Here is a 24,235-nt window from a genome sequence, read left to right on the forward strand (position 1 = left end):
AGTGACCGCGGGATCGGGGCCGGTGTTCGGCGTGCGCGCCGAGTACGGCCCCGAAGACGTCTGTTATCGGCACCCGAAGGTGCATAGCTTCACGCTGTGCCAGCGCTGCGGCCGCACCGTGTGCGGTGAGTGCCAGGTAACGTCGCCTGTCGGCGTGCTGTGCCCGGAGTGCACGAAGCAGATGCAGGCTCCGCCTGCGCGTCGAGCCGGACGCTCGGGTCGAGTGCTGGGACGGCGCATCGCAGCTCTCGATGCACCGGTGACCTACGGGATCATGGCGCTCTGCGTGCTGGTCTTCATCGCTCAGTGGATCGGCTCTGCGTTCGCCGGCAACTCCGTGACGGCTGCACTCTGGTACGCCCCGGTCTACTCAGTGCCGGGAGTCTTCGAGCCCTGGCGCATGGTCACCGCGATGTTCACGCACTCGACCGGGTTCATCTTCCACATTCTGTTCAACCTCTACACGCTCTGGTTGTTCGGGCGGAACCTGGAACAGACGATCGGCAAGGCCGCGTACGCCCTCTTGTACGTGTTCGCGGGAATCGGTGGATCGCTCGGCGTGATGCTGTGGGCGTATGCCGATCCGCAGACGGTGATCGTTCCCACCGTGGGCGCGTCGGGCGCGATCTTCGGCGTGCTCGCCGCGACTCTTGTCGCCATGCGGTCGGCTCGCGTGAACATCACGTCGCTCGCCGTGCTGATCGCGCTGAACTTCGCGATCGGGCTCGTGCCGGGCACGTCGATCTCCTGGCAAGCGCATCTCGGCGGAATGGTGGTCGGCGCACTGACCATGTGGGTGATGGTCGCGCTTCGCGGCCCTCGTCGCCGGAGCCAGCGGGTCTGGGCTCTTGTTGTCGTGGGTGCAGGGCTTGTCGCCCTCTCGTGCGCATACTTCGTGGCGGTTCCGGGCTGATCCCCGCTCATCGAGACACGGTATGAAGTAAGAAAGCCCCCGAGTAATCGGGGGCTTTCTTACTTATCCACAGGTTCATCCCCAGCTGGGGAGGAATTACACCGGTGTGATTCGGGCGCGACCGCACACGGAATGCCGCGTGGTGAGTGGGACTACTTCCACCACGGGGTCATGAGGAACCCGATGATGACGAGCGCGAAGCCCACGAGAATGTTGCTGTTGCCGAATGCGGGCACCGGAAGCTGCAGCGTCGTGCTCGTGACGTAGTACAGCACGATCCAGAGGAGCCCGAGCAGCATGAAGCCGAACATCACCGGCTTGAACCACACGGGATTGGGTGCATCCTTACGAGCCGCAGCGAGCTCGGCACGCTTATTCGCGACCTCGCCTGACTGACGCTTGCTCAAATTCTTACCAGCTGCTGCCATAGGCTCATTGTAGCCCGATCACGGTGAGTGCCCAGTGAGCCGCATTTACAATGTGGGGGTGAATCAGTACTCCCGGCCCCGTCGCCGCCGTCGTGCACGCCTGAGCGTGCTCACGGTCGTCGGTGAGCTGCTGCTGACCGTCGGCCTTATTGTCTTCGGCTATATGGTCTGGCAGCCCTGGCATACGGCAGTAGGGGTAACGGCAAAGCAGGAAGAACTGAGCGCGGAAGACTCGGCTGCTTGGGACGAGCAGGCTCCCGAGGACGCTCCGTGGGACGGTGTCGTGCCTGTCGTCGACAAGCCGGCCGACTTTGAGGTCTTCGCAGTGCTGCGCGTTCCGTCCTTCGGAACGACTTACGCGAATCGCGTCGCAGAGAAGACGGACTGGGAGACGGTGCTCAACCTCGACGACAAGGGCATTGGTCACTACGAGACCACGCAGATGCCCGGCGAGCCCGGCAACTTCGCCCTCGCGGGTCACCGGTCGGGGCCGCTCATCAATGCGTTCCGCGAGGTCATGAACCTGCGCGTGGGCGATCCGCTCTTCCTCGAGACCCCGGAGGGTTGGTACACCTACCGCTTCCGCTCCATCGAGTACGTGTTGCCCGACGAGACGGATGTGCTGCGCCCGTTCCCGCGACTTGATGGGAGCATCGGGGAGGATCAGATCCTCACACTCACGACGTGCCACCCGAAGCTCGCCGGCAGCGACGAGCGTGCAATCGCCTACTCGGTATTCGAGGGGTACCAGCCTCGAAGTGAGGGCCCGCCCGCTGAACTCCTGAAGCTGAACCCGTCAATGGAAGCGACGCAGGCTCTGAGAGGAGACCAGGAATAGTGTTCTCGATACTCTGGCGTTTCTTCCCCGGCCCGGCGTGGCTTCGCGTCATCGTGTTGCTGCTTGTCGCGGCGGCTGTCGTCTACGCGCTCATCACCTATTTGTACCCCTGGGTCGCGTTGCACATGCCCGGCGAAGATGTGACAGTTGGAACATGAGCCGCATTCTCGTCATCGACAATTACGACAGCTTCGTTTACACGCTGAACGGATACCTGCAGCAGCTCGGTGCTGAAACGCATGTGATCCGGAATGACGAGGTCAGCCCCGGCGCGCTCGAAGCTCTGGTATCGGAGTACGACGGAGTTCTCATTTCTCCCGGTCCCGGCACCCCCGCGGAAGCTGGAATCTCGATTGCGATGGTCGATCTCGCCCTCCGGGCCGACGTACCCGTACTGGGCGTATGCCTGGGGCACCAGGCGATCGCCGAAGCGCTTGGCGCGACCGTGACGCACGCCGAGGAGCTGATGCACGGCAAGGTGTCGCGGGTGCGTCACGGCGGAGATGCGTTCTTCGACGGCGTCGCCTCGGAATTCGACGCCACGCGTTACCACTCGCTCGCGGTCGTGCGGGATACCGTGCCCGACGAGCTGATCGTTACGGCTGAAACGGCGAGCGGTATTGTCATGGCGTTGCGCCACCGGGATAGGCCGATCTATGGAGTTCAGTACCACCCTGAATCGGTGCTTACCGAGGGCGGATACCAGCAGCTCGGTAACTGGCTTGGAGTTGTGGGAATGCCGAACGCTGCGGAAATCGCTCGCTCGCTCTCGCCGCTCCTCGCGAGCTGACACCGCGCGGTCGCGGGGCGCAAGGGCCGAGGGGTGAATTCCGTCAGCGGGCGCACCTCGGCAAGCTGGCGTATTTCAGCCGCCGCGGTTCACCTAGCCGGTGCAGTACTTGAGCTCGAGCGGTGAGCGCTGCGGCTGGGAACCGACGGTCGACTGCTCGATGATGGGATAACCCTCGATCGTCGGGCAGGAGGGCTCGGGCGTGTAGGTGACGTTGAGGCCGAGGCTCTCGACCTGCGACTTCGCCACCTCCATGGGTGCCTCGAGCACGTTCGGAATCTGGACGTTGCCGCTTGACACGACCATCTCGACGCCCGCGCCCGAGGGCAGTTCGGTTCCCGGCTGAGGGCTCACGCTGAGCACGCGGCCCGCAGCCTCGCTGGGATCGTCTCGTTTGCTGATGATCCCGACGGTCAAGCCGAGATCCTCGAGCTCCTGCCGGTACTCTTCCTCGGACATACGCCCGACTGACGGAACCTCGGCGGTTTCCGGTCCGGTCGAAACGTACACGGTGATGCGGTCGCCCGTCGTGAGTACCGTGCCTGCCTCGGGGTCCGTCGAGATGACGTGCTCGTTGGCGATCTCTTCGCTGGTCTGCTCGACACTCGTCACGTCGAGCTCGAGCTCTCGGAGAGCGTCGATGGCATCGCCGCGCTCCATGTCTACGAGATCGGGAACTGTTCTCGACGTGTTGGGCGTGAATTCCTGCGGAGCGAGAGTCATAAGCCAGAACACGACGGCCGCGATGACGGCACCGATAGTGAGGATCGCAGCCCAGGTCCACATGACCGGCGGGCGACTCTGGGTTCGCGCAGCACCGCCACCCTCGGAGAGCTGTCGAAGTGCGAGATCGGACTCAGACGCCTCTTCCCCGCCAGAGAACAGAACGCCGTCCTGCTGCTGCAGCGCGAGCTTCGGCATCTTGCCGTCCGCTGCGATGCGGAGGGCCTCCCGAAACTCGGAGGCCGACTGGAAACGTCGCGCACGGTCCTTCGCCAGCCCGTAGAGCACGACGCGATCGAGCGCCGGAGTCACCGAGGGGTCGCGGTCACTCGGCGGCTTCGGGCGTTCGCTCACGTGCTGGTATGCGACTGCGACGGCCGTGTCGCCGCGGAAGGGGACGTCTCCGGTGAGGAGTTCGTAGAGCATGACCGCCGTGGAGTACAGGTCGGTACGCGCGTCGATCGACTCGCCCTTTGCCTGTTCCGGCGAGAAGTATGCGGCGGTGCCGAGAATCGATGTCGTTTCCTGAAGCGTCGATGACGTGTCGGAGACCGCGCGGGCGATGCCGAAATCCATCACCTTCACCTGACCGCTCTTGCTGATCATGATGTTGGCGGGCTTAATGTCGCGGTGCACGATGCCAGCGCGGTGCGAGTACTCGAGAGCCGTGAGCACCGAGTCGACGACTCGGCACGCCTCGGCCTGAGAAAGACGCCCCTGCGTCTCGAGCTGGCGCAGGTTCGTGCCTTCGACGTACTCCATGACGATGAACGGGAGGCGCTTCGGGCCGTCGGCGGTCTGAATCAGATCATCGCCCGCGTCGAACACCCGGACCACGGTCGGATGCGCCATTCGCGAAGCCGACTGGGCCTCCTGCCGGAAGCGGGAACGGAACTGCTCGTCACCCGCGAGATCGGCCTTCATCACCTTGATCGCCACCTGGCGTCCGAGCTTCATGTCCGTTCCACGGTAGACGGTGGCCATGCCGCCTTGGCCGACGAACTCCCCGATCGCGTACCGACCGGCGAGAATTCGCTGTTCGCCGACATCGGTCGATTCGGGCATGTTCACCTCTTCCGTGCTCATAGGATGCCTCTCAGTTTAGCCGGGCTTCGGCCGAGATTTCGCCGAGGGATCAGCCCTGCGTGAGGCTCCCGTTCGCCGCCGCAGTCCCGCTCACCCCTGCATTGCCTCGACCGCCGGAATTCGAGTTGCCGGCATTCGCACCGTTGCTGTTCCCGTCATCGTCGCTGTCACTGGGCTCTTCCGGCGCCTCGACCGTGATCGTCGCGGGCGCTGAGTCGGCGGAGACCTTCTCTGCTCCGCTACCCGAGCACGTGACGGTGTACGTGACGGTCATGGTCGCGTCGTCGTCGCCCGGCTCCAGGGTCGGCGCGACGAGGTTTGCCGTGTTTTGCGACACGCTCGAGAGGCTGCCGGTGCTCGGCGTGACCGTGAAGCCCTGCGCCGAGAGACCGGTCGGGCAGACGTTCGTCGATGACAGGGTCAGAGCAAACGACTCGCCGGACTGCACGGTCTTGGTGTTGGGGTTGGGGGCAGACGGGGCATTCGGATCCGCAAACGCAACGTTGTACGTGAGCGTGATCGGCTCGTCGAACGGCACGCGGCTTCCCGTCGGGTTCACGTCGGTCACCAGGCCGACCTGATCGTCGGGTGCCGCGTTCCCCTCAGTCGGTACGACGTTGGTGAACCCGAGCTCATTGAGGTAGGCGGTCGCCTCCTCGACGCTCTTCCCGACCACCTGACCGGGATCGATCTCGCCGGTAGTGGGCGCCGGCGGTTCCGTCGTCTTGGTCGGCTTCGGCGACTTGGTCGTGGTGGTCGTCGTGGGCGTCGGGTCCGGATCGCCCTTCGCGCCGTTCAACAGCGCGATTGCCGTGCCGCCGCCGATCAGGAGCAGCAGTACGAGCAGGGTGATGAGCGGCCACGTCCACCGGCTGCGCTTCTTCTTCCGTTCCTCCGGCGCTTCGGCGTTCTCCTCATCGTCGCCAGTGGGAACGGCTGCGGCTCCGGCGAGCGCCGCGGTCTGCGGCAGAGCGGTCGTAGCGGCATCCGAAACGGTGGTCTGCGGCAGCGCCATCGTCGCCGGTGCGGCATCGCCGAGGACCTGCGGAACGTAGCTCGCCGCGAGCTGCACGTCTCCGCGATGCAGCGCCGTCGCCGCCTGGGCGAGCTTCGCTGCGGTCAGCGGCCGGCCAGCGGCATCCTTCGCGAGGCACGCCATGACGAGATTGCGTACAGGTTCGGGGATGTCACGGGGGAGATCCGGCGGGGTGTCATTGATCTGCGCCATCGCGATGGCGACCTGCGACTCGCCGGTGAACGGGCGCTTGCCCGCGAGGCACTCGTACGCGACGACGCCGAGCGAGTAGATGTCGGTCGCCGGAGTGGCGGTGTGGCCGCTCGCCTGCTCCGGAGCGAGGTACTGGACCGTGCCCATGACCTGGCCGGTCGCGGTGAGTGGCACCTGATCCGCAATCCGCGCGATGCCGAAGTCGGTAATCTTCACCCGACCCTCGGGTGTGATGAGCAGGTTGCCCGGCTTGATATCGCGGTGCACGAGCCCGGCGTCGTGGGCAGCCTGGAGCGAGGTCGCGGTCTGCGCGACGATCCCGAGCACGCGATTGGCCGGCAGGCGCCCCTCGCGCTCGATGATCGCGGAGAGCGGCTCACCCGGAACGAGCTCCATGACGATGTAAGCGGAGCCCTGCTCCTCGCCGTAATCGAAGACATTGGCGATGCCCTCGTGGTTCACGAGTGCGGCGTGACGGGCCTCGGCGCGGAAGCGCTCCAGGAAGCCCGGATCCCCCATGTACTCGTCCTTGAGGATCTTGATGGCGACGGTGCGGCCGATAATGCTATCGGTCGCCTTCCACACTTCACCCATGCCACCGACGGCGATCCTCGAGCTGAGCTCGTAGCGTCCGCCGAATGTGATCCCTGCCGCTGGTCTCATTCGCTCAACACCGCTTCCATTACTTGTTTTGCCACAGCTGTCGGGAGTTCGTACGAGCCCCCGTCGTATCCATACGCTTCGCCGCCACCGTTCGCAATGGCGACCGCGACTGCCACTTGCGGATCATCCACCGGAGCGAAGCCAGTGAACCACAGCGTATAGGGCAGCTGATTCCCGTCAGCGTCCGTGCCGTTCTCCGCCGTTCCGGTCTTGCCCGCAACGCGCACGCCGTCGATCGCGGCCTTCTGCGCGAGCCCTTCTTCGACCCCGCGCTCCATCATCTCCGTGATGTCCTCCGCCGTATCCTTCGAGATCGGCCGGCTGAACTCCTCCGGCGCGAACTCCTTCTCGACGTTGAGATCGGGGGTAATGACCTTGTCCACGAGCATCGGCTGCATCACGGTGCCCTTGTTCGCGATGCCCGCCGAGACCATCGCGATCTGCAGCGGGGTCGCGCGTACGTCCTGCTGCCCGATCGATGCGAGGGCCACCTGGGCTTTACTCTCGGGTACTGGCGACTGGCTCGGAGTGACCGGCGTCGGGATCGAGAGATCCTGCCCGAACCCGAACTTCTCCGCCATCTTCGGCACCGCGTCGGCATCGAGCTTCGTCGTCATCTCCGCGATCGGAATATTGCAGGAGAGCACGATCGCCTGCTCAAGCGTGGTCTTCTCGCCCGAGCCGCACGACGTGCGCGACGCGTTCTGCAGAATCGAGCTCGACTGCGGCAGCTTCCACTGCGCGGGGTTGTCGAACTCCGTCGACGGAGTGGCCTCTCCCGCCTCGATCGCGGCTGCGGATGAGACCAGCTTGTACACCGACCCCGGATGATAGAGGTCGCCCGCGATCGCGCGGTTTTGCAGCGGCTGCGTCGGATCCTCATTCAATTGCCGGTAGTTCGTGATGATGTCGGCATCGCTGTTGCTCGAGAGCACGCTCGGATCGAATCCGGGGGTCGACGTCATCGCGAGGATCCGGCCGGTCTTGGGATCGAGGGCCACGACGCCGCCCTCGAAACCGTTCTGGGTCATTGCGGTGTAGGCGGCCTGCTGCGCGGCCGGATCGATGGTCGTCTCGACCGAGCTGCCCTGGGGGTCAACGCCGTTCAGCGTGTTCATGATCCGCGTGAAGAACTGCGCGTTCCCGCTGCCCGAGAGGTCCTGGTTCATCGCCGCCTCGAGGCCCGTCATGCCCTGCGTCCGCGAGAAATACCCGGTGATCGGGGCGTAGAGGGGCCCGTCCGAGTACTGCCGCACGAAGCGGAAGTCATCGTCGGTCGGAGTCGAGAACGCGATGGGATCGCCATCGACGAGGATCGACCCGCGCTCGACCTTGTAGCTGTTCATGAGCGTCCGCGAGTTCAGCGCGTTGGCGCGCAGGTCGTCGGACTGCACGAACTGGATCATCGTGACCGAGAAGAACAGCACGATGAACATCGCGAAGACGGCACGGGTGATGAATTTGAGCGGCTTGTTCATGCTCGGATCACCAGCTTCGGTCGGTTACGCACGGAATTGGAGAGCAGGATCAGCAGCGCGATGATGATCCAGTTCGACACGAGCGACGAACCGCCTGCCGCCAAGAACGGGGCCGTGAGGCCGGTCAGCGGGATCACCCGCGTCACGCCGCCCACGACGATGAAGACCTGGAACGCGAGCGTGAAAGCGAAGCCGGCGGCGAGAAGCTTGCCGAATTCGTCGTGACCGGCGAAGCCGATCCGCAGCCCGCGACCCACGAGCAGCATGTACGCCGCCAGGATCACGAAGAGCCCGATGAGCCCGAGCTCTTCGCCGAGGCTCGGGATGATGTAATCGCTGAACGACAGCGGGGTCACGGCGGGATAGCCCTGACCGAGGCCCGTGCCCGTCATTCCGCCGTTCGCCATGCCGAAGAGGCCCTGGACCATCTGGTAGCTCGCGCCGTTCGGGTCCGCGAAGGGGTCGAGCCAGTTCGCGAATCGATTGCCGACATAGCTGAGCGTCTGGCTCGCGATGAGGCCACCCGCGAGGAAGAGGCCGAGCCCGAGGATGATCCAGCCGATCCGGCCCGTTGCGATGTAGAGCATCGACAGGAAGAGGCCGAAGTAGAGCAGCGAGGTGCCGAGGTCGCGCTGAAAGACGAGCACCGACATCGCGGCAAGCCAGAAGACGATGAGGGGGCCGAGATCCCTCGCCCGAGGAAAGCGGATCCCGAGGATCTTCTTGCCCGCCATCGCGAGCGAGTCGCGGCTGCGCACGAGGTAGCCGGCGAAGAAGACCGCGAGCAGGATCTTCGCGATCTCACCCGGCTGGAAGGAGAAGCCGCCGATGTTGATCCACACCCGCGCGCCGTTGATCGTCTGCCCGATGCCCGGAAGCATCGGGAGCAGGAGCAGGATCACGGCCGCGAGCCCGGTGAGATAGGTGTAGCGGAACAGCACCATGTGGTTGCGGATCAGCCAGAGGATCACAATCGCAGCGACCACGGCGACGGTCGACCACAGGAGCTGGCGCACGGCGTTCGCCTCGGGCTCGTCGAGCGAGATCCGGTAGATCATCGCGATGCCGACCATGTTCAACATCGCCGCGATCGGCATGATGAGCGGGTCGGCGTCGGGCGCGATTTTGCGGATGGTGAAGTGCAGACCGAAGAGCGCGACGACATACGCGATGCCCATGGGGAGGAGAGTCGAGGTCAACGAGCCGTTCACGGTGAGGTCGATGATGACCACCGCGCCCGCGCCGATCGCGATCGCGAAAACGAGGAGCGACAGCTCGAGACCGAGCAGCTTGCGGGGCGCGCGCAACGCCGTGATGCGCTGCAGCACCGTCTCGCTCGTGCGGGCCTTTTCGAAGGTGCGCGGCTCGCGGGCGGACTGGGCGTTACTCATCCTCGTCCCCCAAACGCAGCACGATGTCGCGTGCTTCCTCGAGCGAGCCGGCCGAAAGCGTGCGCTTCACCTGGCGCTGCTCGAGGCCGTCGAGGTCGTCGAGCGGGATCTCGGTGTCTTCGGCGACCGAGGACAGCGAGAGCGAGCCGATGTTCTGCTGCACGCCCTGGTAGATGATGACCGTCGAGCCGTCGGTGCCCACGAAGTAGCGCGACTGCGTCCACTGGTATCCCACGAGCACAGCGCCCGCGATCGCCGCGAGGAGCGCGACGCCACCGAATGCCCACAGGAGGCGCCGGCGACGGTTGCGGCGGCGAGTCTCGGCCATGAGCTCGGCGAGGTACTCGTCGACGCGCGACTCGAAGTGGCTCTCTTCGATGACCGGCGGCTTGCGCACGGGGCGCTTGCGGCTCAGGAGGCGGTTGCGGCCCGTCGATGTGGTGCCGTCGATATCGGACTCCGTGGTGGCCGCGGAGCCGACGAAGCGCGGGCCCTGACGCTTGAGTTCGAGGGTCTCGCGGGGGTCGGTGACGGCCGGCGCGTCGAGTGTCTCGACCAGCACCACCGTGACGTTGTCGGGAGCGCCGTGCGAGAGACTCTTGTCGATGAGCGCGTCGACCGCGCCCTGGAGCGACGAACGTCGGCGCAGAATCTTCTCGATGTCTTCGTCATCCACGTAGCCGCAGAGGCCGTCCGAGCAGAGGAGCCAGACGTCGCCTGGCAGGGTGTCGACCACCTGGGTGTCGACCTGCGGAGAGGCGTCGACGTCGCCGAGCACGCGCATGAGCACCGAGCGGCGGGGGTGTGTCTTCGCCTCTTCCTCCGTGATCTTGCCGCTGTCGACGAGGCGCTGCACGAAGGTGTGGTCCTTGGTGACCTGGCTGAGCTTGTCGTCTCGCAGCAGGTACAGGCGGCTGTCGCCGATGTGCCCGAGGGCGAGCTGGTCCGCCACCGGAATGATGCCGGTGAAGGTTGTACCCATGCCTGCGAGCTCGGGTCGGTCGCGCACGGTTGAGCGGAGGGCCGCGTTCGCATCGAGGATCGCAGTCCGCAGCACATTGGTCATCGCCTCAGGGCTGCCCGTCGCGGGCACGTCGAGCTTTGCGAGCGCCCTGGCGGTGATCGCCGATGCGACGTCGCCACCGGCGTGGCCGCCCATGCCGTCGGCGACCAGATAGATATGGTCGCCCGCGAAACCGGAATCCTGATTGTTCGAGCGCACCATCCCGACGTGGGAACCGATTGCGCTGTCGTACGAGACCGTCACGCTCAGGGCCTCAGCTCGAAGGTGGTCGTGCCGATGGTGACGGGGGTGAACGGGGGTACGGGTACGGACTTCGTCACTCGGGTGCCGTCGAGGCGGGTGCCGTTGGTCGAGTCGAGGTCGGTGAGGATCCACTCGTCGCCCGTGCGGGCCAGACGAGCATGGTAGGTCGAGGTGTACTCGTCGACGATGACGAGGGTCGAGTCGCTGCTGCGGCCGATGGTGACGATGTCTTCGTCGAGCTCGATCGAGGTGCCGGAGGCGACGCCGGAGGTGATGACGAGGTGGCGGGGGGCGCCGGCGGAACCTGCTGAGGGGAGGTCGATGCCGGTCGAGTCGGCACCGCCTGCGGCGCCTGCCGAGGGGAGGCCGCCGCCGAGGGGGAGGGCGTCGGTCATAGCTGCAGCGGCCGGCGACGGTGCCGGGCTTGCCGCTGCGGCCGCCGGAACGACGGGCGATGGTGCGACGTTCTGCGGCGTGACATTCTGCGGGTTATGCGCGCCGTCGCCCTTCGTGCGGCGCACCGGCGCTCCGAAGAGGTCGCTGCGCAGGGCGTAAACGATCGCGAATATGAAGATCCACAGCACCAGCAGGAAGCCGATGCGGAGAATCAGGAGGGTGAGTTCGCTCACAGGCCTCTCCAGAAGTCTTCGTCAATGCCCGGCGTGGTGCCTCGGGCGTCGTCCGTGTTCCGTGCGGTGTGTCGTTTCGGGGGAGCTGGTTGTGCCGGTGCCTCGGCCCCGGCCGGTTTGGCGGGCTTCGCCGCAGCGGTGGATCGCCGCAGGGGTGGCGGGTTGTGCGGCTCCGCCGAGCGCTGCGGCGCCGAACGCTGGGGCAGTGACTGGCTCGTGCTCCGCCCCGGCACGAGCTGGAACTGCAGGCTCGTCTGACCGATCGTGATGATCGTGCCGGGGGAGAGGGCCGCCTCACGGAATCGCTGCCCATTGATCTTCGAGCCGTTCGTCGAACCCAGGTCGCGCGCGATCCCGGCAGAGCCGTCCCAGATCAGCTCGAGATGCTTACGCGAGGCGGCGTTGTCGCCGATGCGGATCCCGCAGTCTGTGCCGCGCCCCACCGTCGTGGTGCCGCGTCGCAGTTCGTGCCGCGCGCCGTCGACGTCGATCGCAGCGACCCAGTCGACAGCACCCTCGACGCGAGATGCGTCGATCTCGAGCACGCCCGGGGTGATCGATCGGTCTTCGCGGATCTCGACGTCAGGCTCGCCGAGCAGCTGGTAGCTCTGGCGCTTCGCGTGCTTCAGTACTACTCCGCGCAATTCCTCCTCGAGTGTGCCGCCGAGCTGCTGCAGCCGGCTCGCGTCTTTCTCGGAGACGCGCACGATGAAGCGATTGGGGGCGAGAACGCGGTCGCGGTCGACGATCACGGCGCCGATGTCGAGCTCACGCTTCAGCGCGGAGGCGATCTCGACGGGCTGCACGCCGGAGCGGAACGTCCGAGCGAACGCGCCATTGACGGCACGCTCGAGCCCGCGCTCTACGCTGTCCAGAATGCCCACGTGCGGCCAGTTCCCTTCATCAGCCACGAGCGACGCCGCGGCGGTTTGGTTTAGTTTAGCCCGCTTTGGTGCGCTGGGCTCCGGGTGCTAAGCTAGGGGAGTTGTCTGAGTGGTGACGCTCAGGAACATCTCGCGCGAGTGGCGGAATGGCAGACGCGCTGGCTTCAGGTGCCAGTGCCCGCAAGGGCGTGGGGGTTCAAGTCCCCCCTCGCGCACGATTGGAGAGCGACCCCATCTTTGGTGGGGTCGCTTTTTTATTGGTGCGCACTCCAACCGAAGTCATGGGTTGAAGCTGAGAAGTTAGGTCGGTGGGAATCGCCACGAATTTCCCGCCGCGGAACCGAATCCAGAGCGAGCGCTGCGTGCTTGAATGTGGGGATGAGCCAATCACTGAGTTTTTCCGACTCGATCCTCATCGCCGCGGAGCCCGAGACCGTGTACGACATAGTGAGTGACGTGACGCGCACCGGTGAGTGGTCGCCGATCTGCCGGGAGTGCTGGTGGGACGAGGGAGACGGGCCGCGAGCCGGCGCATGGTTCACCGGGCGAAACGTCAAGCCGGATCGCGAGTGGGAAACCCGCAGCCTGGTGCAAGTCGCTGACGGGCGGGAGTTCACGTGGAGCGTGGGCCCGGGCCGCGTGCTGTGGTCCTATCGAGTCGAGGCCGAAGACGGGGGAACCCGGCTGACGGAGTCGTGGGAGGTGCTCCCCGCTGGCCACGAGTTCTTCTCTGAGAAATACGGTGACGAGGCGCCCGCCCAGTTGGCGCAGCGGGAGCAGGACGCCCGAACGGGCATTCCTGAAACGCTCGCAGCGATCAAACGGATCATCGAACAGCGCTAGAGGCCGCAGACGGCGTAAATTCCCGGATCCGCCCGTCGACCACGGTGACGAGCGAATCGAGGCTGTCGCGATGCACGAGGTCGTGGGTGACCAACAGTGTGGCGGTGCCGAATTCGTGCGTGAGCCGAGCGATGAGTTCCATGATCTCGGCACCCTTCTCCTGGTCGAGCGCGCTGGTCGGCTCGTCGACGAGCAGCACCTCGGGGCTGTGCACGAGCCCGCGAGCGATCGCCACGCGCTGGCGCTGCCCGCCCGAGAGCTGATGCGGGCGCTTATTGGCATGCGCGATGAGGCCGACTGCTTCGAGGAGCTCATCGATCCGGGCATCTTCGGCGAGCTTCCCTGACGAGCCTCGCTGCCGACGCCCACCGAGACGCGACATCACCCGCAGCTGCTCTCGCACGGTGAGGGCGGGGATCAGGTTCGACTGCTGGAAGACGATCCCGATGCGGTCCCGTCGCAGCCGGGCGGCCTCCGTCCGCGAGAGCTGCGCCGCGTCGATGACGCCGTTGTCCCCATCGGTGATGAGCACACCACCTGAGTCCGGGCGAATGAGCGTCGCTGCGACCGCGAGGATGCTGGACTTCCCCGAGCCCGACGGCCCCGTAATGCCCGTCACGAAGCCGTCCTCGCCCCGCAGACTGACGTCGTCGATCGCGGTGATGCGACGGTCTCCATCGGGAAAGGTCAGGGTGACCTTCTGCAGTTCGATCATCGGTGGCTCCCCAGGGCGGTCAGTGGATCGGCGGAAGTAACAGAGCGGAGCGCGAACGCGGCCCCCGCGAGTCCGAGCACCGCCATGACGGCGACCGGGGCGAGGGTCGTGAGTGGGCTGATCACGAACGGCAGTGCGCGCCCGGCGAGCGAGCCGAGCCCGAGTACGGCGATGAGCCCGGCGCCGATGCCCGCGGCGAGCACGATGAGGGCCTGCCCCAGGGCGTCGCGCATCAGCGACCCGGTGGTCGCGCCGAGCGCCTTGAGCACCGCGATGTCGCCCGCGCGCTGCATCGTCCAGACCGTGAAGAAGGCGCCGACGACGAGGGCCGAGATGCCGAAGAGCATTGCGATCATCATGCCGAGCGATCCGATCTCGGAGCGAAAGGCTTCGAGCGCCAAGAGGCTGGTGAGCGGGGTTTCCGCGGCGGTCCCCGTGCGGGCTTCTACGGATTCCCAATCAGGCGAGCCGGTCACCGCGAGTACCGTCGCATCTGCGGTGCCGCCGATCCGCTCGGAAGCGGCGCTCCACGCGTCCGGCGTCATGATCACCACGGGCGTGTGGCTGTACCAGAGGTCACCCCCGACCTCGGAGACGGTGAAGTCAGCGCCGGTGATGGTGATCGTGTCGCCGGCTCGCGCGTCGAGCGCTTCCGCGGCGCTCTCGGACAGGGCGACCTCGGTCGCGGCGGTGGGAGCGAGCTCGAGCAGCGGCGTGGAACCCGCTGCGCTCTCGGGGATGCCGAACAGTGCGACCCCGGTCGGGTCCGTCACGGCGGAGCTGGACGCGCGCGACTGCGCGATTCCGATCGGGACGACCGAGTCCACGCGATCCGCCGCCTGCCAAGCCTCGACCGTGCTCGAGTCAATCGACGAGGCACCGAAGCTCGGGTCCCCACTCTCGGGGTCCTGCAGAACGAGGCGATCGCCCGGAAGCTGCAGCACCGCGGAAACGTTCTGGGCCGCGAGCCCGCCGGTGAGACCGGCGAGGAAACCGACGAGCAGGGTGATGAGGGCGACGACCGCCCCGATCAGGAGGAAGCGGCCGCGGGCGAACCGCAGCTCTCTCCAGGCGACGAACACGAGTGAGATCCTTTCCGCAAGCACGCCGGGCGCGAGCCGCAATACCAGGCTCCTGTGAAACGCATGCGCGGGCATCGCCCGAAACGTCGGACTCGGGATCAATCTTTTGGTTGATGAGGTGCCGCCGCCGCGTGCATAAGCTGGGGGCGTCATGACGCACTCCTCCCTCGCTCCGGTGTTCGCGGGGCTCCGTATCGGCTTGCATGTGCTCCTCGTCGGGCTCGCGGGCTTCGCGACCGTGCGCGCGTTGGCGGTGCCATCCGGCGCGACCGTGTGGAAGGTGACCGTCGGCATCGCCTTCGTCGCGGTGTACGTTGCGGGAGCGTGGGCGGCGAGGCGCGGTGCGGCGGCGAGGCGCGGTGCTGCGGCCAGGGGAGATGCTGCGCGCGAGAGCGCGGCCGGTCGGGATGTCGCTCCCGTGCGCGCGGCCCGGCGAGCGCGCACGCTGGGCTGGCTCGCCGCGCTGACCTTGCTCTGGGCTGCGCTCACGTGGCTCAGCCCGGAGGGGGCCTACCTCGTCTTCCCGCTGTTCTTCCTCTACTTCCATCTCCTGCCCGGTAACAGTGGGATCCTCGTGATCCTCATCACGACCGCGTTCGCGATCGTCGCGCTTGGCTTGCACCTGGGATTCACCGTGGGAGGAGTGGTCGGCCCGCTCATCGGCGCTGGCGTCGCAGTGCTGATCGGGCTCGCGTACCGCGCACTCGCGCGCGAAGCGGAGGAGCGCGAGCGCTTGCTGGCCGAGCTGATCCGCACCCGGGAGCAGCTCGCAGAAACCGAGCGCGAGCAGGGGGCGCTCGCGGAACGCGCGAGGCTCGCCCGCGAGATTCACGACACGGTTGCCCAGGGGCTCTCGAGCATTCAGATGCTGCTTCATGCGGCCGAGCGCGATGCTCCGGATCCGGGCGCGGGCTACGTGAGGCTGGCGCGAGAGACCGCGGCGGAGAGCCTCGCCGAGGCGCGACAGATCATCCGCGAGCTGACTCCGGTTCGCCTCGAGAACGGCCTGGCCGCAGCGCTGCGCCGGCTCGGCGACGACTTCGCGGAGCGCTCCGGACTCCCCATCGAGGTCAGGGCCGCGGAGTCCGAGCTGCCGATGAGCACGCAGACCGCGTTGCTGCGCATTGCGCAGGGTGCTCTCTCGAACGCGATCCGCCACTCGCGAGCCGGGCAGATCTCGCTCGAGCTCGCCGTCGACAGTGCATCGGCGACGCTCACGGTGCGCGACGACGGTATCGGCTTCGACGCGGCAACGGCGGAGGCCGGAGTACACGCCGCCGATTCGTTCGGGCTGCGCGCGATGCGGGAGCGCGTGGACCAGTTCGACGGCACGCTCGAGATCGACTCGGAGCGCGGGCGCGGAACCGTGGTCGTCGCGAGGTTGCCGATCGACGCTGACGCGGGGGAGGCGCGGTGATCCGCCTGCTGCTCGCCGATGACCATCCCGTCGTGCGCGCCGGTCTCGCCGCCATGCTCTCCGGCACCGACGACCTCGAGATCGTGGGAGAGGCGGGCACTCCGGGGGCGGCGGTCGCGCTCGCCGCCGAACTGCGCCCGAATGTCGTGCTCATGGACCTGCGGTTCGGTACCGAGCTGACCGGTGCGGACGCGACCAGGCAGCTGCGCGCGCTCAATACGCCGCCCGCCGTGCTGGTGTTGACGAACTACGACACCGATGGCGACATCCTCGGTGCCGTCGAGGCGGGTGCGAGCGGCTACCTCCTCAAGGACGCGCCTCCCGAGGAGCTCATCCCAGCGATTCGCGCCGCTGCTGCGGGGGAGACGGCGCTCGCTCCGGCCATCGCGGGGCGGCTTCTCGCGCGCATGCGGGAGCCGCGCCCGACCCTCAGCTCGCGCGAGGTCGAGGTGTTGCGGCTTGTCGCGGAGGGCACCACGAACAGCGCGGTCGCGTCGCGGCTGCACATCAGCGAGGCGACCGTGAAGTCTCACCTGGTGCACATCTTCACGAAGCTCGGAGTCGCGTCGCGGACCGCGGCCGTCGCTGCCGCGCGGGAGCTCGGCCTGCTGGGGTGATGCTGACCGGCGGCGTACCGCGATCGCGGTAGGGGGCGGTGCAGGCGCCTACCGCATGCGCGTACATCTCGCGTCGACACGAAGCGATCCGAGCGGAACCCCGGGTGATCTCATAGCTGTCGCGCCTTCTCTGGGGCCATGTCCACTCAACATGATCCCCACGCTCCGAGTTCGCACCACAGCGAAATTCCCGCGCGCGAGAGCCGCCCGACAACCGAGGCGGCACACCGACCGAGGCGTCGCCGGAGAAGCATCGTCCTGCTCGCGTCCGCCCTCGCCCTCGCCCTGACGGCCGTCGGCGGAGCTACGTGGGCGGCTGATCGATTTCTTGTTCCCAAGGTTGAGATCGCCGATGTCACCGCATACGAGGCGTCGACAGACTCGACGGGGTCCGACACCGCGAGTAAGACGTCCGAGTCGGGCGACGACCAGACGGCGACGACCGCTACGGATACCTCCGCTGACAGCAGCACCGCGAGTGCAGACGCGGCGATATCCGTGCGCACGGAGACTACAGGTTCTGGGGACAACACCGTCACCTATTACGTCGCGGATGTGCAACTTGGTGATGCCACCGAACTGCGGTCCGCTTTTGCGAACAACCAATTCGGCGAGAACATCACTGAGAAAACGAGCGAGATCGCGGCAGAGAACGGTGCGACGTTCGCTATCAATGGTGACTACTACGGCTTCCGGGACACGGGCATCGTAATCCGAAACGGTGTGATCTACCGCGACGAGCCGGCTCGCACGGGGATCGCTTTCACCAGAGACGGTGAAGCGAAAATTTTCGACGAGACCCAGACGAGTGCCGAAGAACTGCTTGCTCAGGGCGTGTGGAACACCATGAGCTTCGGGCCCGCCCTCGTCGATGAAGGTGCGATCGTGAGCGGAATCGACGACGTCGAAGTCGACACCAACTTCGGTAACCACTCGATCCAAGGAGCGCAACCGCGCACCGCAGTCGGCGTGATCGATGAAAACCACCTCGTGTTCGTGGTGGTCGACGGGCGCGACTCGGGATACAGCCGCGGGGTCACGATGACTGAGCTTGCAGAAATCATGCAGGGCCTCGGCGCCGAGACGGCCTACAACCTCGACGGGGGTGGCTCCTCGACGATGTACTACAACGGTGAGGTCGTAAACCAACCGTCGAACGGCGGCGAGCGGGCGACAAGCGACATCTTCTACGTGGCGGGCTGAGCGATGCGCGTTCTCATCCCGGCGTACGAACCAGCCGAGCACTTGCCGGCGCTGGTAGCGGCGCTCCGCGCCGCCGATCCCGAACTCTCCGTGCTTATCGTCGACGACGGTTCCGGGACCGAGTACGGTCAGATCTTCGAACGTGCGGCATCTGCCGGAGCGGAAGTACTGCGGCACGGCCGCAACCGGGGAAAGGGCGCTGCCCTGCGGACGGGGCTCGCGCACGCGCAGAAGGCCCACCCTGGAGAGGGCGTTGTCGCCGCCGACGCGGACGGACAGCACACTGTCGCGGATATTCTCGCGGTCGTAGCTCGCACCCGAGCTCTGGGGGAGTCGACGGGCGGGACGATGGTGCTCGGGTGCCGTGCGTTCGAGGGATCGGTTCCGCGACGCAGTCGCCTCGGTAACGCGGTGGCGCGTCGGCTCTTTCGTATTGCAGCGGGCTGGTCGCTCTCCGACACCCAGACCGGGTTGCGAGGCATTCCAGCGGCGATGATTCCCTGGCTCGTGGCGATGCCGGGTGACCGATTCGAATACGAGCAACGCGTGCTGCTCGGTCTCCGAAGCGCGGGATACGCCGCGGAGGAGATGCCGATCGAGACCGTATATCTCGCGGGCAACGCGTCAAGTCACTTCCGACCCGTCGCCGACTCGGTTCGCGTAATGCTTCCCGCGCTCGTGTTCACCGCGTCGTCGCTGATCGGGTTTCTCATCGATGCCGTCGTGCTGTTCGCGATGGTCGCGTGGACAGGATCGCTCGTGCCGTCCATTGTCACGGCACGTATCGTGAGTGCGAGCGCGAACTTCGTCGTCAATCGCAGAGTCGTGTTTCTGCATCGTGGGCGGGCCGGACTCCTTCGCCAGGCGGGTCGCTACGTGCTGTTGGCCGCCGTCTTGCTTGCGTCCAACATCGCCTGGATGGCCGCGCTGACGGGTGTCGGCACGCCTGTCTGGGCCGCGAAGAGCGCGACCGAAATCATGCTGTTCATTCTGAGTTACCGCACGCAGCGCAACGGCGTTTTCGCGACCCCAAGCGGCACGGGCCTCGGTGCCGAGGAATACCACGAACGCAGTACGTCGCCTACCGCGCCGGCGGACACATCCACAAGAATCGCCGCCACGCACGCGGAATCATAGCTCGCCCATAAGCGGTCGCGCTGTGCTGGAAACACGTCAACCTCAGGGAGCTCTCATCGTGACTATCGACAGTCTCATTCTTATTGCCGCCGATCTCGCCGCCGCCGCGGTCCTCGTCTTTGGCATCTACTATCCACGCCACCGACGACGTGACCTCGTTGTTGCCTTCCTCGGAGTGAACATCGGTGTGCTCGCGGTAGCGACAGTGCTCGCGACGACACAGATCGCGGCCGGGCTCGGGCTCGGGCTCTTCGGCGTGCTCTCGATCATCCGACTGCGCTCGTCCGAAATCTCACAGCGAGAGGTCGCCTACTACTTTGCCGCGCTCGCTATCGGGCTCATCAGCGGACTCGGCTCGGGGCCGATCGTCGTGCCGATCGCGCTTCTGGCCCTCATTCTCACGGTGCTGTGGGTGGCGGATCACCCGGCACTCCTCTCGCGCAGCCGTCAACAGGTCGTGCGCCTCGACCAAGCGATCGCCGACGAGACGGAGCTGCGGGCAGAACTCGAGGCTCGCCTGGGCGCCTCGGTCACCGCCCTCGCGGTGCAGCAACTCGATCTCGTGAACGACTCGACCCTTGTGGACGTGCGCTACCGGACCGCGATCCCGAGCGCGGCCGTCGCCCGGCGAAATGCCTCCGCCGGCCTGCGGCGCGCCCAGGTGACCGGAGCCGCGCGATGAACGACGCGCTTAACTGCGATGCGCTCAGACCCGTGTCACTCGAGGAGCTCGTAGCCGAGGCCGCCCTGCTCACGCGCGTGGACCGGAAGTACCTTCTCCCGCTCGGCGCGGCCGCACGCGTGCTCGCTGAGCTCGACGAGAGCACGCGGGTGCTCGAGATCGATGGCCGACGCTCCTTCGCATATGACTCGGTGTACTTCGATACCTCCGAACGGACCAGCTACCGGCTCACGGCGCAGCGGCGACGGCGTCGCTTCAAGCTTCGTACACGCAGCTATCTGGATACCGGAGGGGCGTATCTCGAACTCAAGACGAAAAGCGGTCGCGGTGCGACGGTCAAGGAGCGCTTTCCTTGCACGGCCGATGCGCGCGCGAGGCTCGATCGCCAGCAACGGTCGCGAGTCGAGATGATGCTTGCGGAACGCGGGCACGATCCTGAACTTGTTCCACGTCTGCAACCCGCGCTTGTGAGTCGCTACCGCCGAACCACGCTGCTGCTGGGCGACGGCAGTCGCGCCACCATCGACGCTGAATTGCAGTGGTCGGATCCTGCGGGCCGTGCAATCGCTCTTCCGAGCTACGCGATTATCGAGTCGAAGTCCACGGGTGGTCCGAGCCCGCTTGATCGATCACTGTGGCGTTCCGGGCAACGACCGAGCGGCATCAGCAAATTCGGGACAGGCACTGCCGCCCTCTACCCAGAGCTGCCGGGGAACAAGTGGGCCCGCGCACTGCGTGGTCCGTTCTCGTCCAGCATCTCGATTCCACCCCTCGCCATCGCCGCTGCGATCTCACCCGCGCAAGACAGCACGTCCATCACGTCATAAGGAGCCGACCATGAAACGATCTTTCCTCACTATTACCTCGATCGCGGCAGCTGGCCTGCTGCTCGCGGGCTGTTCGGCGCTGCCGGCAGCGACCGCGTCGGGCTCGGGTTCGGGCGAAGCGTCTCAAACGCAGTCTCAGGGCGCTGGCCAGGACGGCACAACCTCGGAAGCTGTCGCCCTCACCGCGTTCGACGGTGAGCTCGATCCGGAATCGGTGATCGCCGAAAACTCGGACGTCGCGACGGTGAACGACGACGAATGGTCGGCGTCCGAAGCCATAGACATTGCGCTGCAGGGCTCGTCCGCCCGCGTGGACGGATCCGGCGTAGAGGTCGCCGGATCCACCATCACCATCTCTGACGCAGGGGTCTACCGCCTCAGCGGGTCCCTCGACGGCGGAGTCGTCGTCGCGGCGCCTGACGATGCGCAGGTCGTGCTGATTCTGGACGATGCCGAGATCGCGAACGCGGATGGTTCCGGGATCGAGGTGCAGAGCGCCGACGATGTCGTAATTTCACTCGCCAAGGGCAGCGAGAACGCGGTTTCGGACGCGTCGAGCTACGCCGACGACGCCACCGCCAATGCCGCGATACATGCTCGGAGTGACCTCACGATCTCAGGCGACGGCTCGCTTTCCGTGAAGGGCAACGGAAACGACGGTATCTCGAGCACCGATGACCTTATCGTGCTCTCCGGGTCACTCACGGTCGACGCCGCAGATGACGCCCTGCGAGGGAAGGACGCGCTTGTCGTACAGGGCGGCTCACTCGACTTGACAGCGACGGGCGGCGACGGGCTACGGAGCGACCAGGACGATGACGCGACGAAGGGCGTCGTGCTCCTGAGGGGTGGAACAATCGACATCACCGCGGGCGATGACGGCGTGCAGGCGGCGACCGACGTGGTGATGACGGGCGGAGACCTCAGCGTGAGCGCGGCCGATCACGGGGTGCAAGGAGGTCAGATCGTCTCCGTTGGCGGAGGCACGATTACGGTGCGCGATTCGAACGAGGGCGTGCAAGCAGTTGATGTCGGCATCTTCGGCGGCAGCCTCGATCTCACGGCGACGGATGACGGGATCAACGCCGCGGGGCTCAACGCTGGCGGGCAGGATCGCGAGAGCGACACTGGCGAACGGCTCGAGGTGTCGGACGGCGTCGTCACCGTGCAGGCGGGCAAAGATGGATTCGACTCCAACGGCACGATCGCTGTTTCAGGAGGGAGCATCACCATCACGAGTGCGGCGAACGGGGGCGACGGTCCGCTCGATGGGAACGGCAGCGTGACCCTGGCGGAGGGAACCGTCGTGGCCAACGGTAACGAGGTTGACCCGGATACCGCGGGTCAGACGACGGGGGGTCCCGGGGCGGGCGGCGGTATGGGAGGCCCTGGCGCGGGCGGTCAGCCTCCGGCCGGCGCTCCTGGTGCGGACGGTTCATCGGCGCCCGGAACGAGCAACCCGCTTTCGTAGGCGAGGATCACGAGCTGCGCACGGTCGTGTGCGGCCACCTTCACCATGATTCGGTTCACGTGCGTCTTTGCCGTGTGAGGTGAGATGAACAGCTCGTCGGCGATCTCCTGATTGGAGCGACCGCGAGCAACCAAGCGCAGCACTTCGTGTTCGCGATCAGTGAGGGCGGCCAGCTCGGGGCGCATCGACGGTTGTGCAACCCGCGGCAATTCGGGGAGGGCGACGAACTTGGCGATCAGGCCGCGAGTGGCCGCGGGAGAAAGGAGTGCGTCGCCCGCATGCACCGCCCGCACCGCCCGCACGATCTCCTCCGGCTCTGCGCCCTTCCCGAGGAACCCGCTCGCACCCGCCCGGAGCGCAGCGACGACGTTCTCATCCTCCTCGAAGGTGGTGAGGATCAGCACGCGCGTCGCGCGGTGCTCGGAGCAGATTGCGGCGGTTGCGGCGATCCCGTCGAGGATCGGCATGCGGATATCCATCAGCACGATATCCGGACGCAGCACCTCGACGGCCTGGACCGCCGCAGCGCCATTCGTCGCCTCTCCGACGACCGTGATATTTGGTTCTCCAGCGAGAATATCGACGACCGCCTGTCGAATGAGCGGCTGGTCGTCGGCCACGACGACGTTGATCATCTAGATTCCTCCCGGTTGAACGGCAGTCGCGCCTCAATGAAGAACTGTGCACCGGTCGAGGTGCGTATGCTGCCTCCGAGTGCCGCAACGCGCTCGCTGAGCCCGATAAGGCCGAGTCCAGCACCCGTAGCCTCGGTGCGTCTGCGTGGTCCCGGGGACACCGGGTTCATGATCGATACCACGATCTCAGCGCCGTCGACGGAAATGTCGACCGCGGCCTCGCCTCCAGCGCCGTGCTTATGGGCGTTAGTCAGCCCTTCTTGCACCACCCGATAGAGCGCAGCCGCGGTCGTGCCTCGTGCGCCCCGCCACTCGCCGAACTCGGTAACGGACACGTTGAGACCGGCATCCCGCATGCGTGAAATGAGCGTGGCAACGTCGTCGGTGCCGGGTCCCGGCGCCAGCTCCGGAGCACCGTCGGCGCGAAGGTATTCCAATAGACCACCGATCTCGGTCAGCACTGAGCGTGCGGAGTCGCGGATCGCGTGCAGCGACCGTCGGGCCCGCTCAGGATTCGATTCGAGGGCGCTTGAAGCCGCCCCGGCGCTCAGGCTGATCACGGAGATTTGGTGCGCGACGGTGTCGTGCAGATCCTGCGCGATCCGCAGACGTTCCTCAGCTACGCGCTGCTGCGCGATGGCTTCGCGCGCTTGTTCGGCGCGTTCGGCGCGTTCGGTCGCGGCAAAGACGACCTCGCGGTGTGAACGAGCGCTATCGCCGAGTGCTGAGGCTACCGCGAGAGCGGCTGCGATTTGGAACACGCGGACATCGACGACCCCAAACTCCGAGCTCGCGAAGCTCAACGCAGCGACGAGCACAGTTGCGGCGACACCCGAGATAATCGTCGTGCGCCGAGAGGTGCGCGCGCCGACGCGATATGCCGCGAGGACCGCAGTGATGCCGACCCCGAGGGAGGGCTCTCGCAGCAGTACCGCGGCGAAGTAGAGCGCAAGACTCGCGCCGAGCACGGGAATCGGCCATCGTCGGCGCAGCAGGACGAGCGCGCATGCCGCGAGCACAATGGTGAGCGGTATAACGATGCCCCAGAGTGGAAGTAGGTTCTCGGCGGATCCACTCGGACCGCCAGGATTGCCGGGCACCGCCCGCCCGTCCGGCGCGGCAGGGGCCCCAGCTCGCGGGCCGCCGAATCCGAGAGGGCCATCGAGAAGGGTCGCGATGAGGACGACGGTGATCGCGAGCGCGTCCACAGCCCAGACCGGGAATGCAAGTTGCCCGTTCAGGAGGCGAGATCGCTCACGGGATCGAACTCCAGCGGCTGGCATGGCCC

At 66.3% G+C, this 24,235-nt stretch carries 24 protein-coding genes and 1 tRNA gene; 13 read left to right on the forward strand and 12 right to left on the reverse strand.

Going from position 1 to position 24,235, the window contains the following annotated elements; genetic code table 11:
• Position 1 precedes the first annotated feature (1 nt).
• Positions 2–913 (forward strand): rhomboid family intramembrane serine protease, encoded by a 912-nt coding sequence (locus WFH00_RS07500; protein ID WP_336660119.1) that lies wholly within the window; start codon positions 2–4, stop codon positions 911–913.
• 152 nt (positions 914–1,065) lie between these two features.
• Here WFH00_RS07500 and WFH00_RS07505 read toward each other — a convergent pair whose 3' ends face one another.
• The gene (locus WFH00_RS07505) at positions 1,066–1,341 is read right to left on the reverse strand and encodes a cell division protein CrgA (protein ID WP_336660120.1); all 276 of its coding nucleotides are present in this window, start codon (positions 1,339–1,341) and stop codon (positions 1,066–1,068) included.
• 58 nt (positions 1,342–1,399) lie between these two features.
• Here WFH00_RS07505 and WFH00_RS07510 point away from each other — a divergent pair, with 58 nt between their 5' ends.
• From WFH00_RS07510 to WFH00_RS07520, 3 genes are read left to right on the forward strand one after another with little or no spacing between them, the layout of a single operon-like run.
• Complete coding sequence (locus WFH00_RS07510) at positions 1,400–2,179, forward strand: class E sortase (RefSeq protein WP_336660121.1); 780 nt, start codon at positions 1,400–1,402, stop codon at positions 2,177–2,179.
• A complete protein-coding gene (locus WFH00_RS07515) occupies positions 2,179–2,337 on the forward strand; it encodes a hypothetical protein (protein WP_336660123.1) in 159 nt (52 codons plus the stop codon). The genes WFH00_RS07510 and WFH00_RS07515 overlap by 1 nt, the downstream gene beginning before the upstream one ends.
• A complete protein-coding gene (locus WFH00_RS07520) occupies positions 2,334–2,969 on the forward strand; it encodes an anthranilate synthase component II (RefSeq protein WP_336660124.1) in 636 nt (211 codons plus the stop codon). Before WFH00_RS07515 ends, WFH00_RS07520 begins: the two co-directional genes overlap by 4 nt.
• Positions 2,970–3,062: 93 nt before the next feature.
• On the opposite strand, the gene pknB is transcribed toward WFH00_RS07520, so the two are convergent.
• The 7 genes from pknB to WFH00_RS07555 are packed head-to-tail and all read right to left on the reverse strand — an operon-like array spanning position 3,063 to position 12,345.
• On the reverse strand, positions 3,063–4,778 hold the full coding sequence (gene pknB, locus WFH00_RS07525) for a Stk1 family PASTA domain-containing Ser/Thr kinase (protein WP_336660125.1): 1,716 nt from the start codon (positions 4,776–4,778) through the stop codon (positions 3,063–3,065).
• A gap of 49 nt (positions 4,779–4,827) precedes the next feature.
• Positions 4,828–6,669 (reverse strand): serine/threonine-protein kinase, encoded by a 1,842-nt coding sequence (locus tag WFH00_RS07530; protein ID WP_336660126.1) that lies wholly within the window; start codon positions 6,667–6,669, stop codon positions 4,828–4,830.
• On the reverse strand, positions 6,666–8,147 hold the full coding sequence (locus WFH00_RS07535; protein ID WP_336660127.1) for a peptidoglycan D,D-transpeptidase FtsI family protein: 1,482 nt from the start codon (positions 8,145–8,147) through the stop codon (positions 6,666–6,668). Before WFH00_RS07535 ends, WFH00_RS07530 begins: the two co-directional genes overlap by 4 nt.
• Positions 8,144–9,538 carry an FtsW/RodA/SpoVE family cell cycle protein gene (locus WFH00_RS07540; protein WP_336660128.1) on the reverse strand — a complete coding sequence of 465 codons (1,395 nt, stop codon included), beginning with the start codon at positions 9,536–9,538 and terminating at the stop codon, positions 8,144–8,146. Before WFH00_RS07540 ends, WFH00_RS07535 begins: the two co-directional genes overlap by 4 nt.
• A complete protein-coding gene (locus WFH00_RS07545) occupies positions 9,531–10,805 on the reverse strand; it encodes a PP2C family protein-serine/threonine phosphatase (RefSeq protein WP_336660130.1) in 1,275 nt (424 codons plus the stop codon). The genes WFH00_RS07540 and WFH00_RS07545 overlap by 8 nt, the downstream gene beginning before the upstream one ends.
• Positions 10,806–10,807: 2 nt before the next feature.
• Positions 10,808–11,434 (reverse strand): FHA domain-containing protein FhaB/FipA, encoded by a 627-nt coding sequence (locus tag WFH00_RS07550; protein ID WP_336660131.1) that lies wholly within the window; start codon positions 11,432–11,434, stop codon positions 10,808–10,810.
• The gene (locus WFH00_RS07555) at positions 11,431–12,345 is read right to left on the reverse strand and encodes a DUF3662 and FHA domain-containing protein (protein WP_336660132.1); all 915 of its coding nucleotides are present in this window, start codon (positions 12,343–12,345) and stop codon (positions 11,431–11,433) included. Before WFH00_RS07555 ends, WFH00_RS07550 begins: the two co-directional genes overlap by 4 nt.
• Positions 12,346–12,450: 105 nt before the next feature.
• On the opposite strand from WFH00_RS07555, the gene WFH00_RS07560 reads away from it, so the two are divergent.
• A tRNA-Leu gene (locus WFH00_RS07560) sits at positions 12,451–12,533 on the forward strand.
• 163 nt (positions 12,534–12,696) lie between these two features.
• Positions 12,697–13,161: an SRPBCC family protein gene (locus WFH00_RS07565; RefSeq protein ID WP_336660133.1), complete on the forward strand. Its 465-nt coding sequence runs from the start codon at positions 12,697–12,699 to the stop codon at positions 13,159–13,161.
• Here the strand turns inward: WFH00_RS07565 and WFH00_RS07570 are convergent.
• Positions 13,145–13,876 (reverse strand): ABC transporter ATP-binding protein, encoded by a 732-nt coding sequence (locus WFH00_RS07570; RefSeq protein ID WP_336660134.1) that lies wholly within the window; start codon positions 13,874–13,876, stop codon positions 13,145–13,147. The genes WFH00_RS07565 and WFH00_RS07570 overlap by 17 nt on opposite strands.
• A complete protein-coding gene (locus WFH00_RS07575) occupies positions 13,873–14,958 on the reverse strand; it encodes an ABC transporter permease (RefSeq protein WP_336660136.1) in 1,086 nt (361 codons plus the stop codon). Before WFH00_RS07575 ends, WFH00_RS07570 begins: the two co-directional genes overlap by 4 nt.
• Before the next feature lie 151 nt (positions 14,959–15,109).
• Between WFH00_RS07575 and WFH00_RS07580 the strand changes: the two genes are divergently transcribed.
• From WFH00_RS07580 to WFH00_RS07610, 7 genes are all read left to right on the forward strand, one after another.
• Positions 15,110–16,375: a sensor histidine kinase gene (locus tag WFH00_RS07580; RefSeq protein WP_336660137.1), complete on the forward strand. Its 1,266-nt coding sequence runs from the start codon at positions 15,110–15,112 to the stop codon at positions 16,373–16,375.
• Positions 16,372–16,992 (forward strand): response regulator transcription factor, encoded by a 621-nt coding sequence (locus WFH00_RS07585; RefSeq protein ID WP_336660138.1) that lies wholly within the window; start codon positions 16,372–16,374, stop codon positions 16,990–16,992. The genes WFH00_RS07580 and WFH00_RS07585 overlap by 4 nt, the downstream gene beginning before the upstream one ends.
• A gap of 138 nt (positions 16,993–17,130) precedes the next feature.
• Positions 17,131–18,195, forward strand: a complete 1,065-nt coding sequence (locus tag WFH00_RS07590) for a phosphodiester glycosidase family protein (RefSeq protein ID WP_336660139.1) — start codon at positions 17,131–17,133, stop codon at positions 18,193–18,195.
• 3 nt (positions 18,196–18,198) lie between these two features.
• On the forward strand, positions 18,199–19,332 hold the full coding sequence (locus WFH00_RS07595) for a bifunctional glycosyltransferase family 2/GtrA family protein (protein ID WP_336660140.1): 1,134 nt from the start codon (positions 18,199–18,201) through the stop codon (positions 19,330–19,332).
• A gap of 58 nt (positions 19,333–19,390) precedes the next feature.
• The gene (locus tag WFH00_RS07600; protein WP_336660141.1) at positions 19,391–20,014 is read left to right on the forward strand and encodes a DUF4956 domain-containing protein; all 624 of its coding nucleotides are present in this window, start codon (positions 19,391–19,393) and stop codon (positions 20,012–20,014) included.
• On the forward strand, positions 20,011–20,841 hold the full coding sequence (locus tag WFH00_RS07605) for a polyphosphate polymerase domain-containing protein (RefSeq protein ID WP_336660142.1): 831 nt from the start codon (positions 20,011–20,013) through the stop codon (positions 20,839–20,841). The genes WFH00_RS07600 and WFH00_RS07605 overlap by 4 nt, the downstream gene beginning before the upstream one ends.
• 10 nt (positions 20,842–20,851) lie before the next feature.
• Complete coding sequence (locus tag WFH00_RS07610; RefSeq protein ID WP_336660143.1) at positions 20,852–22,312, forward strand: carbohydrate-binding domain-containing protein; 1,461 nt, start codon at positions 20,852–20,854, stop codon at positions 22,310–22,312.
• On the opposite strand, the gene WFH00_RS07615 is transcribed toward WFH00_RS07610, so the two are convergent.
• Both WFH00_RS07615 and WFH00_RS07620 read right to left on the reverse strand, forming a co-directional pair.
• Positions 22,243–22,947: a response regulator transcription factor gene (locus WFH00_RS07615; protein WP_336660144.1), complete on the reverse strand. Its 705-nt coding sequence runs from the start codon at positions 22,945–22,947 to the stop codon at positions 22,243–22,245. The genes WFH00_RS07610 and WFH00_RS07615 overlap by 70 nt on opposite strands.
• The gene (locus WFH00_RS07620; protein WP_336660145.1) at positions 22,944–24,230 is read right to left on the reverse strand and encodes an ATP-binding protein; all 1,287 of its coding nucleotides are present in this window, start codon (positions 24,228–24,230) and stop codon (positions 22,944–22,946) included. Before WFH00_RS07620 ends, WFH00_RS07615 begins: the two co-directional genes overlap by 4 nt.
• Between the last annotated feature and the right edge of the window lie 5 nt (positions 24,231–24,235).

It is taken from the genome of Leucobacter sp. USHLN153, assembly GCF_037145615.1.
Taxonomy (GTDB): Bacteria; Actinomycetota; Actinomycetes; order Actinomycetales; family Microbacteriaceae; genus Leucobacter.

Bases quoted from the DNA above. Each gene is read 5' to 3' on its own strand.
- WFH00_RS07505 (WP_336660120.1), bottom strand. From the start codon at position 1,341: ATGGCAGCAGCTGGTAAGAATTTGAGCAAGCGTCAGTCAGGCGAGGTC.
- WFH00_RS07520 (WP_336660124.1), top strand. From the start codon at position 2,334: ATGAGCCGCATTCTCGTCATCGACAATTACGACAGCTTCGTTTACACG.
- pknB (WP_336660125.1), bottom strand. From the start codon at position 4,778: ATGAGCACGGAAGAGGTGAACATGCCCGAATCGACCGATGTCGGCGAA.
- WFH00_RS07530 (WP_336660126.1), bottom strand. From the start codon at position 6,669: ATGAGACCAGCGGCAGGGATCACATTCGGCGGACGCTACGAGCTCAGC.
- WFH00_RS07535 (WP_336660127.1), bottom strand. From the start codon at position 8,147: ATGAACAAGCCGCTCAAATTCATCACCCGTGCCGTCTTCGCGATGTTC.
- WFH00_RS07540 (WP_336660128.1), bottom strand. From the start codon at position 9,538: ATGAGTAACGCCCAGTCCGCCCGCGAGCCGCGCACCTTCGAAAAGGCC.
- WFH00_RS07565 (WP_336660133.1), top strand. From the start codon at position 12,697: ATGAGCCAATCACTGAGTTTTTCCGACTCGATCCTCATCGCCGCGGAG.
- WFH00_RS07570 (WP_336660134.1), bottom strand. From the start codon at position 13,876: ATGATCGAACTGCAGAAGGTCACCCTGACCTTTCCCGATGGAGACCGT.
- WFH00_RS07580 (WP_336660137.1), top strand. From the start codon at position 15,110: ATGACGCACTCCTCCCTCGCTCCGGTGTTCGCGGGGCTCCGTATCGGC.
- WFH00_RS07590 (WP_336660139.1), top strand. From the start codon at position 17,131: ATGTCCACTCAACATGATCCCCACGCTCCGAGTTCGCACCACAGCGAA.
- WFH00_RS07595 (WP_336660140.1), top strand. From the start codon at position 18,199: ATGCGCGTTCTCATCCCGGCGTACGAACCAGCCGAGCACTTGCCGGCG.
- WFH00_RS07605 (WP_336660142.1), top strand. From the start codon at position 20,011: ATGAACGACGCGCTTAACTGCGATGCGCTCAGACCCGTGTCACTCGAG.
- WFH00_RS07610 (WP_336660143.1), top strand. From the start codon at position 20,852: ATGAAACGATCTTTCCTCACTATTACCTCGATCGCGGCAGCTGGCCTG.
- WFH00_RS07615 (WP_336660144.1), bottom strand. From the start codon at position 22,947: ATGATCAACGTCGTCGTGGCCGACGACCAGCCGCTCATTCGACAGGCG.
- WFH00_RS07620 (WP_336660145.1), bottom strand. From the start codon at position 24,230: ATGCCAGCCGCTGGAGTTCGATCCCGTGAGCGATCTCGCCTCCTGAAC.